Here is an 8,033-nt window from a genome sequence, read left to right as displayed (position 1 = left end):
AAGTAATCCTTACCTTTTAATCTGCAGATTGGCGAAAGCAAATACAATAGCTTCAGTTTCATGATAAGGGAGCTGGCGAGGTTTGTCAAGGAAGTTTTTCTTTTCCGTGAATTCCCTTTGAGGTTGAATATTGAAAATTAACCGGAGAGTTGTGGATTACTTTGTATATGTCATAACAAGCCATGGCGCTCTCAGCAAAACCATTTAGTATTAATTTTAGTTTGCCTGAATAAATAGCTATATCTCCGATTGCATATATCCTATCTCTACTGGTTTTAAGTGTAGCTGGGTCGACAACTATGCGGCTATGTTCTAACTGTATACCCCAATTGTTTATTGGACCAAGATTCATTGACAATCCAAAAAATGGCAGCAAAAAATCAGCGGATATTTCTTTTTCTTCCTTAGAGGCAATGTTTTTTACTATCACTGCGCTCAACTGCCCATTACCTCCTGCTAGTTCGTGTAATTGATATGGCACTACCAGTTCTATTTTTCCATCAATTTCAAGTGATTCTAATTTATTTCTAGTTTCAGGAGTGCAGCGAAATTCCTTTCTCCTATGTATCACATAAATTTTCTTCGCAACTTTAGAAAGTTCTACAGTCCAATCAGCCGCAGAATCACCCCCACCTGCAATGACTATAGTTTTGTCCTGAAAATCAGAAATTTTATTTACACTGTAAAATACAGATTTATTTTCATATTCTAATATACCACTTAAGGGTGGACGGTTAGGTTCAAACATTCCGTTACCTGCAGCAACAATAACGGCTTTGCATTTTACCTCTGTACCTATGTTCGTTATGACAGTAAAGCTTTCACCTTCGTTATTTGAAATCTTTTCCACTTTTTGACTTAAATGGTAAACAGGCTTAAATGGCGAAGATTGCTCCATTAGTTGCTCAATTAATTTTTGGGCAGTGATTACAGGATAACCAGGTATATCATATATTGGCTTTTCTGGGTAAAGAGCTGTGCATTGTCCTCCTGCTTGATCCAAAACATCTATTATATGACATCTCATATCAAGCATTCCCGCTTGAAAAGCAGTGAATATTCCAACAGGTCCTGCACCTATTATTACTATATCGGTTTTCATATTCAGATGGTGATCTATTTATAGATATTAGCTTTCTTTGCTAACAAGGTCAATTTACAAAGGGATGTATTTTTAAAAGATGTGGCTAGATTAGACAAGATTTCCAGCGTTATGAACCACATAGTCCAAATAAGCTCTAAAAATCAGCTAGCATAGCGAGATGCTGTGCGGACGGAATGGGATTCGAACCCATGGTACGCTCATCACGTACGTCAGTTTTCAAGACTGGTGCCTTAAACCGCTCGGCCATCCGTCCACTTCTTTTCTATCACAACATTTGATTTTAAGCAATCTATAAAAGCTTTACTTGCCCACGCAAAAGTTGCTAAACACACTACTCAATATTTCCTCAACATCAATAATTCCAATCACCGCACCAAGTTCAAATGCAGCAAGCCTCAAATCTTCAGATATCAACTCAATTGGATTATCGATATTAAAACGTTGTAAATGTTCCAGTGCTTTCTTCATGTGATTCCTATGTCTTTGCCGAGTGATTACAGGAGTGTCTCTATCATGCCCAAATTTTTCCTCTGCCTTCTCTTTTATGAGAGAGATCAATTTGTTTGTACCTATTTCCTTTAGAATAGAAATGGGTAAAAGATCTATGCCATTAATTTTTATATTGTGATTATTGATAACATCGTCAGCTTTGCTCAATACATAAATGGTGTCATTTTGGTCTGATGTCATGCAAGTAGCTGACACTGGAATCCAGCTATGAACATTGTTTTCAGCACATGTTTCTAGAATCCATTGTCTATTGCATAATTTGCAAGTATTTTTATATCTGGATCCCAGTGTCAAGCACTGGGATGACACCGTTTGTTGATTACAATATTTGCATAGTTGTGTGTCAACGACAGATGGTATATTGCCTGTGGCTTGATAATTGACATCGTGTCGTTGTTCAAAAGGAAATAGCTCTATTCTTAAATCAGCTTCAAAAGACCTCTTTTTCGCTCGACTTATACCTTCTAATTCTATTGGATCTGAACTTTCACGAATTCCAGCAGTATCAGAGAGAATGATTGGGTATCCGCCAATGTCAATATGAGCTTCAAGTATATCTCTTGTTGTGCCTGCATATTCAGAAACAATAGCAATATCACGCTTGGCTAAGAAATTAAACAGAGTTGATTTACCGACATTTGGTTCACCAGTTATTACAATATGTAAACCCTCACGCAACCTTTCGCCCCGTCTATTATCATTTAAATGCTCTTGTATCAACTGCACGAGAGATTGCACTTCATTATTAATTTTTTCCAATTCACTTTTTTCTGCCCAAATGTCCTCTGGAAAGTCTATATATGCTTCGATTTTGGATTGTATCGTTATTAATCTTTGCCTCCAATTGCTGTATAGTCTCTCCAATTCTCCTGATATCTGCTTAATCGCTTGTTTAGCTTGCATTTTCGTCTCAGCATCAATTAAGTCTGCAATCCCTTCTATTTGCGTTAAGTCAAATTTACCATTTAGAAAAGCCCTAAGTGAGAATTCTCCAGGCTTGGCCATAACGAAAACTTTTGATAATTCCTCCAAGATGATTTTTATAACTGCCTTGCTTCCATGCACTTGTAACTCTATAACGTCCTCGCCAGTGAAACTGTTTGGAGCAGGGAAATAGATGATTATTCCATTATCTATCAATTGACTGGAATCATCATATAGATCAACTAAAGTAGCAAATCTTGGTTTAATTTCTTTCTTAATATGAAAATGATTTAAAGCTTTAAGCGCGTAGTTGCCTGAAATTCTGATTACTGCAACTCCTGACTTACCAAATACGGTCGATAAAGCGAAAATAGTTTCATTTGTGTTTGTCATTATTTATATAAACTACTTAGCAATATTACACTTAAGAAACCAAAATACCTAAAAAGTCACCCAGGTGAAAATATTTATTTTGAAAACTGATAATATGATTTATAATGACTGACACAAGTTTTAAATATTTTATGCTCAAGAAATTAGCTTGGTACTGGTCTTTTGTAGAGTTAATTAAAGGGTTTGTTATTACATTAAAATATATGTTTAAGCCAAAGGTTACTTTGAGGTATCCTATGGAGAAGGGCCCTTTAAGTCCAAGGTTTCGTGGTGAGCATGCGTTGCGTAGGTATCCAAACGGTGAAGAACGATGCATAGCTTGTAAATTATGTGAAGTTATCTGCCCTGCTCAAGCAATAGTTATTGAAGCAGAGGAAAGAGAAGACGGTAGTCGCCGCACCACGCGCTATGATATTGATATGACAAAATGCATATACTGCGGACTTTGCCAAGAGGCATGTCCAGTTGATGCAATTGTTGAAGGTCCTCACTTTGAATTTGCTACTGAAACAAGAGAGGAGCTAATGTACAATAAAGAAAAGTTATTGCGTAATGGTGAAGTTTGGGAAGACGCAATTGCACTCAGGTTAAAAAAGAATAGGCCTTATTATTAATGTTCAGAGCTTATAACCCTGTTATCCATTATGATTTAGGGGCAGTGCCCACTAGGGATGGTGTCATCCCAGTAGCTGATACACAACTGTACGAACATTTGTTTGCGAGGGCAGTATGTTAAATGTTATAGCCTGTTTTGCCTCAAACACAAAGGTGTCATCCCAGTGCTTGACACTGGGATCCAGTAAAATTGATTGTGAACAAGCACACTATGCAACATTTTCAATGAAATTACAAAAAAGCTGGATTCCAGTGTCAAGCACTGGGATGACACCATTTGCTGTGCAATTTACCTTCGAAAATGAATGTTCGTATGGCTATGTGCGTGACACTGGGATGACACCGTTGGAAGAAGCAAACCGCCTTCAAGCTACATGTCCGTATAGGTTTATTTATGGTTAGGGTTACTTTTTCAACCGAACAAAAAGTAAAAGAATACAGTGGTAAAGTCACTGGCTTTGATATATTACAACCGGATGCTTTGAAAGAAGTAGTTGCATTGAAAGTAAATGGTGAGCTATATGACCTCTCACGTGAAATTGAAGCTGATGCAGAGATAGAGGTGATACAACTGAGTGACGAAGTGGGTTTAGATATAATAAGGCATGATGCTGCTCATATAATGGCGCAGGCAGTGAAAGAGCTATTTCCTAATACTCAGATTACTATCGGCCCAACAATTCAGGACGGTTTTTACTATGATTTTGCTACAGATCGTACCTTCACTACGGACGATCTTACCGCAATAGAAAAGAAAATGAAAGAGATTGTAAAAAGTAACCACAGATTTGTTCGAGAAGTTTGGACTCGCAAGCAGTCAGTTGATTTCTTTAGTGGTATAGGCGAAAAATATAAGGTTGATATTATCTCATCCATACCAGAGGGTGAAAACCTAACTGTTTATAGGCAAGGTGATTTTGTTGACCTATGCCGTGGTCCGCACTCACCATCAACCGGTAGAGTTAAAGCGTTTAAACTTATGAAAGTAGCGGGTGCATACTGGCGTGGTGATTCTAAGGGCCCAATGTTGCAGCGAATATATGGCACAGCATGGGGAAATAAGGATGAATTAAACGCTTACCTTGAGTGCCTCAAAGAAGCAGAAAAACGTGATCACCGCAAAATTGCTAAGGATATGGATTTATTTCACATTCAAGAGGAAGCTGTTGGGCAGGTTTTTTGGCATGAACAAGGATATATTCTATATAATGTTCTTGAGTCTTACATCAGAAAGAAGCTAATAAATAATGGCTATTTTGAGGTAAAAACTCCTATTTTAGTAAGTAAAGAGCTGTGGGAAAGATCTGGACATTGGGATAAGTTTCGTGAAAATATGTTTATTGTTGACGAATCTGAGAATAAAAAGTTAGCAATAAAACCCATGAATTGTCCTTGTCATGTGCAGATTTTTAATTCTCACACCAGGAGCTACCGTGATTTACCAATACGTATGGCAGAGTTTGGCACATGCCATAGAAATGAAAGCTCAGGCTCATTGCACGGACTGATGCGAGTGCGTGGTTTTACGCAAGACGATGCACACATTTTTTGTATGGAAGAACAAGTGAATTCTGAGACTATAAAGTTTTGTGACCTTTTAAAAGAAGTATATTCAGAGCTTGGATTTAATGAAATTTCTGTGAAATTTTCAGACCGTCCAGATATTAGAGCAGGTAATGATGAAGTGTGGGATAGAGCTGAAAAAGCGCTGCTTGAAGCCGTTAAAGAAGCGGGCTTGAGTTATAAACTGAACCCTGGTGAAGGTGCATTTTATGGTCCAAAGTTAGAGTTCGTTTTGAAAGACGCAATAGGCAGAAATTGGCAATGTGGAACATTACAAGTTGATTGCATTTTACCAGAACGTCTGGGAGCTTTTTATATAGGGGCAGATGGGCACAAGCATCACCCTGTCATGTTACATAGGGCAATTCTTGGGACTTTTGAGCGTTTTATCGGAATTTTGATAGAAAATTATGCAGGAAAATTTCCAGTTTGGCTTGCTCCAACGCAACTTGCTATTCTGACCATTACAAATGAAGCTGACGGTTACGCCACAGAAATTAGCAACATTTTAAAAGAACAAGGTGTGAGAGTCAAGACTGATTTGACCAATGAAAAAATTAGTTATAAGATACGTTTGCATAGTTCAAACAAGGTTCCTATATTGTGGATTGTAGGCAAAAATGAAGTTACAAGTAAAACTGTGTCAGTAAGAAATTTAGGATCGGAAAGACAGGAGTCTTTTTCTTTGGAAAAGGCTAATGAATCGCTGTTAAAAAGTATTAATTTGAATTAAGGGAGTTAAAGTTTGCAAGTTAAAAAGAACAATAAAAACAGAATTAATGGATTTATCACAGCTAAGGAGGTACGCTTAGTTGATCATAGTGGTGAAATGGTCGGAATCGTGCCAATAGAACGAGCTTTGGAATTTGCACAGGGTGTTGGTTTAGACTTGGTGGAAATTGCACCTGATTCAACCCCTCCAGTATGTAAAATTCTGGATTATAGCAAGCAAAAGTATGATATAAAAAAGAAAGCAAGTGAAGCAAAAAAGAAACAAAAAACATTAACTATAAAAGAAATTAAACTGGGTCCCAATATTGGTGATCACGATTACGGAACAAAATTGCGTCAAGCAAGAGACTTACTTGCCCACGGACATAAAATTAAAGTCACAATGAGATTTAGAGGGAGAGAGCTTATAAACACTGAAGTTGGACTGGAAAAATTAGAACGGCTAATTCGAGACACTGAAGATATCGCAAAGGTAGAATTGGCACCTAAAAGAGAAGGGAATCAATATTTTTTAGCTCTGGTTGCTAAGTAGCAAAACGGCTTAAGAAGTATAAGTAAAGTTAAATTATCGCTCTCTCTTTGATAACATGGCGAAAATGTCTTATTAATCCTTGAATCGGCCAAGCTGCAGCATCGCCAAGTGCGCAAATTGTATGTCCTTCTATTTGAGTTGTAAGGTCAAGCAGCTTATCTATTTCATCAGGCTTAATATCTCCTGCCACCATCCTCTTCATAATCCTCCACATCCATCCAGTACCTTCACGGCATGGTGTGCATTGTCCACAGGACTCATGCATATAAAAGTGTGATAACCTCTCTATTGCAGCTATTATATCAGTTGATTTATTCATCACTATTACAGCAGCAGTACCAAGCCCTGATTGTGCAGTTCTTAATGAATCAAAATCCATTTCAATAGTATCACATATAGATTTTGGAATTAATGGCACTGAAGACCCACCAGGTATTACAGCAAGTAAATTATCCCAACCTCCTCGCACTCCACCTGCGTATTTTTCAATTAATTCACGTAATGGAATTCCGAGCTCTTCTTCAACATTACACGGGTTGTTTACGTGCCCTGAAATACAAAAGACCTTGGTACCAGTATTATTTGGTTTACCAAGAGATGCAAACCATTCTCCTCCGCGATTCAGAATATCTGGAACCATGGCTATAGTTTCAACGTTGTTGATTGTGGTTGGGCAGCCAAAAAGTCCAACACCTGCGGGAAATGGAGGCTTCATGCGAGGAAAGCCCTTTTTTCCTTCAATTGATTCGAGTTGAGCTGTTTCTTCCCCACATATGTAAGCTCCTGCGCCCCTATGGATAAACACATCAAGATCATAACCTGATTTGCAGGCATTTTTTCCAATTAAACCTTCTTTATAGGCTTCCTCAAGTGCTTTTTTTAGAACTAAATATTCATTATAAAATTCACCCCTGATATAAATATATGCAACTGATGCGCTAATCGCTTTGCCGGCCAGGAGAATTCCCTCAAGTAACTTATGTGGCTCATATCGCAATATATCTCTATCTTTACATGTACCAGGTTCTGACTCATCTGCATTGACTACTAAATATGCTTTTGGGAGATTTTTGGGCATAAAGCTCCACTTAAGGCCGGTGGAAAATCCTGCACCCCCTCGACCTCTCAAGCCAGCTTTCTTTACTTCATCAATGATCTTTTCTGATCCTAAATCCAGTAATTCCTTTGTTTTTTGCCAGCTACCACGTTTTTTTGCACCCTCAAGTAGTGGAGTTCCTTTACCATTTAGGTTGGTGAATATTTTGTCTTGTTCTTTTAGCATGTTTTTCAAAATTTGTGAGTGATCCCGACGCGATTCGAACGCGTGACCCACTGATTAAAAGTCAGTTGCTCTACCGGCTGAGCTACGGGATCATTTCATTTTTCAGCTATACTAAACATCAATACAGTTTTTATCCGTTTTAATCAAACTAAAATTTTCATGTGTGGTTAAATAAATTATATAATATACTGCGTTAGTGATAATTTAGTTAAAAAATCTATGAATAATTTAAAAAAATTTCCAAAGGAAAACTTCTTGTTAATTTTCAGTTCACAGATTTATTTGGATGGTGTGACGTATAACGCTAAGAGGTTGTCCGGAAACAAGTAAAAGGCTATAAGAGGTTGTCCGGAAACAAGTAAAAGGCTATAATATCT

7 protein-coding genes and 2 tRNA genes are annotated in these 8,033 nt (G+C 37.6%); 4 read left to right on the top strand and 5 right to left on the bottom strand.

Features of this window, described 5'->3' with window-relative positions; translation table 11 throughout:
- Positions 1-85 precede the first annotated feature (85 nt).
- The 3 genes from OZD62_RS00415 to mnmE form a co-directional block, all read right to left on the bottom strand.
- Complete coding sequence (locus OZD62_RS00415; protein WP_038199260.1) at positions 86-1,102, bottom strand: NAD(P)/FAD-dependent oxidoreductase; 1,017 nt, start codon at positions 1,100-1,102, stop codon at positions 86-88.
- A gap of 168 nt (positions 1,103-1,270) precedes the next feature.
- Positions 1,271-1,358: transfer RNA gene (locus OZD62_RS00410), tRNA-Ser, on the bottom strand.
- Between the two features lie 47 nt (positions 1,359-1,405).
- Positions 1,406-2,932 carry a tRNA uridine-5-carboxymethylaminomethyl(34) synthesis GTPase MnmE gene (gene mnmE, locus OZD62_RS00405; protein ID WP_010082336.1) on the bottom strand — a complete coding sequence of 509 codons (1,527 nt, stop codon included), beginning with the start codon at positions 2,930-2,932 and terminating at the stop codon, positions 1,406-1,408.
- Positions 2,933-3,063: 131 nt separating this feature from the next.
- Here mnmE and nuoI point away from each other — a divergent pair, with 131 nt between their 5' ends.
- The 4 genes from nuoI to infC all read left to right on the top strand — a co-directional run bounded on the left by nuoI (position 3,064) and on the right by infC (position 6,374).
- Positions 3,064-3,546, top strand: a complete 483-nt coding sequence (gene nuoI / locus OZD62_RS00400; protein ID WP_275019192.1) for an NADH-quinone oxidoreductase subunit NuoI — start codon at positions 3,064-3,066, stop codon at positions 3,544-3,546.
- 115 nt (positions 3,547-3,661) lie between these two features.
- The gene (locus OZD62_RS00395; protein ID WP_010962961.1) at positions 3,662-3,949 is read left to right on the top strand and encodes a hypothetical protein; all 288 of its coding nucleotides are present in this window, start codon (positions 3,662-3,664) and stop codon (positions 3,947-3,949) included.
- Positions 3,942-5,843, top strand: a complete 1,902-nt coding sequence (gene thrS, locus OZD62_RS00390; RefSeq protein ID WP_275019191.1) for a threonine--tRNA ligase — start codon at positions 3,942-3,944, stop codon at positions 5,841-5,843. Before OZD62_RS00395 ends, thrS begins: the two co-directional genes overlap by 8 nt.
- A gap of 12 nt (positions 5,844-5,855) precedes the next feature.
- Complete coding sequence (infC, locus tag OZD62_RS00385) at positions 5,856-6,374, top strand: translation initiation factor IF-3 (protein ID WP_006279610.1); 519 nt, start codon at positions 5,856-5,858, stop codon at positions 6,372-6,374.
- Between the two features lie 28 nt (positions 6,375-6,402).
- Here infC and nuoF read toward each other — a convergent pair whose 3' ends face one another.
- Both nuoF and OZD62_RS00375 read right to left on the bottom strand, forming a co-directional pair.
- Entirely contained in the window at positions 6,403-7,656 is a 1,254-nt protein-coding gene (nuoF, locus tag OZD62_RS00380; RefSeq protein WP_275019189.1) for an NADH-quinone oxidoreductase subunit NuoF, read from the bottom strand.
- Positions 7,657-7,675: 19 nt separating this feature from the next.
- Positions 7,676-7,748 (bottom strand) — tRNA-Lys (locus tag OZD62_RS00375).
- Positions 7,749-8,033 lie beyond the last annotated feature (285 nt).

It is taken from the genome of Wolbachia endosymbiont of Drosophila seguyi, from assembly GCF_028981765.1.
In the GTDB taxonomy this organism is placed as follows: domain Bacteria; phylum Pseudomonadota; class Alphaproteobacteria; order Rickettsiales; family Anaplasmataceae; genus Wolbachia; species Wolbachia pipientis.
Note: the sequence above shows the minus strand (reverse complement) of the source record. Positions and strands in the feature narration are given on the sequence as shown.